1 protein-coding gene is annotated in these 1,259 nt (G+C 58.1%); it reads right to left on the bottom strand.

The features are described 5' to 3' along the window. Positions 1-126: 126 nt before the first annotated feature. The gene (locus ACXAIC_RS24695; protein WP_475187080.1) at positions 127-1,206 is read right to left on the bottom strand and encodes an IS5 family transposase; all 1,080 of its coding nucleotides are present in this window, start codon (positions 1,204-1,206) and stop codon (positions 127-129) included. Positions 1,207-1,259: the final 53 nt, after the last annotated feature.

The raw sequence follows: 1,259 nt of genomic DNA, 5'->3' as shown, positions 1-1,259 counted from the left end.
TGGGCACCCGCAACAACCCGCTATTTTGAGGCGTCCCGACGGCTTTCAGCCATGAGGCCCGCGTTTTTGCCCCGGATCGGATTGATCCGGGGGTGTTTCATCGATTTTTCCGCGTTGAAGGCGGACTCATTCCATGGCGGCGCGCCGTTCGTGGAACATCAGACGATCGAAGTTGTAGGCCAGGTTGGCGAGCGTGAGTTTGGTCTCGGCGCGCGCCAGGCCGATGGTGCGGATGAACAAGCCGTAGCGGTTCTTCTGATGCGCGAAGACGTGTTCGACACGGGCACGGATGGCTGACTTCTTTGCATTGGCGCGGGATGTTGCCTCCGGCATGGATTTGTTCGCCGGCTTGCGCCGGTGAATGCGGCTCACCAACATGTTTTGCGCCAGCCATTTCTCGTTTTTACTGGACCGGTAGGCGCTGTCGGCCCACACATCGGAGGCCGTGTTGTCCTTGGTCACGACATGCTTCAGTTGCCTGCCGTCGGCATCAGCGGCTGAGGTGACCGCACAGCCCCGGATGAAGCCGAAGCGCCGGTCGATGCTGATATGGCTCTTGTAGCCAAACACCGGTAAGGCGATCTGCGGTAGCGGCGTGCCATCGGGCCGATAGCGCACTTTCCCCCCGATTTTCAGCGTCCAGCGGGCATTGGTGTCCTTCTGTGCCGCCTTGTTGGGCTCATCGGGCCAGATGTCTTCTGCCGTCTTGCCCGCTTTGATCGCTTGCTTTTCGTTTTCCGTATTGCGCTGCTTAGGCGCGGGAACCAGAGACGCATCGACGATCTGACCGGACATCGGGATATAGCCCTTCTTCTTCAGTTGCCAGTCAAACGCCTTCATCACCCGCTTCAAGGTGCCGGTCTCCGTCATCCGGTTGCGGAAATGCCGGATGGTGTTTTCGTCCGGCATCGGCTCCCCGAGGGAAAAGCCCAAAAATCGCATCCAGGAGAGCCGGTCGCGAATGATAAACTCCATCTTCGCGTCACTCAAATTGTGCTGCGTCTGAAGGATCAACACCTTGAACATCGAAACCGGGTCAAAAGGCGGCCGCCCGCCCTTGGAGCCGTCGCTGTACTCCAGCCCTTCCACCAGCCAGGTTCGGAAATATTCGAAATCAACGGTCCGCTCGAGAACCTCGAGCGGATCGCCATCCTTGCTCAAGCGCTCAAGATGATCGGACAAACTGAAAAGACTGCTCGGATCCATGAAAACACCTCCATGATCGAAGTGAATCAGAAATCACCTCCAATGGCGAGGTT

It is taken from the genome of Roseibium sp. AWQ4_254, assembly GCF_056161025.1.
The sequence above is the reverse complement of the archived record's forward strand: the minus strand, read 5'-3'. Positions and strand labels throughout refer to the sequence as shown.

What these genes read in the sequence shown, in the direction of transcription:
- ACXAIC_RS24695 (WP_475187080.1), bottom strand. Translation starts at nt 1,206, where the DNA reads ATGGATCCGAGCAGTCTTTTCAGTTTGTCCGATCATCTTGAGCGCTTG.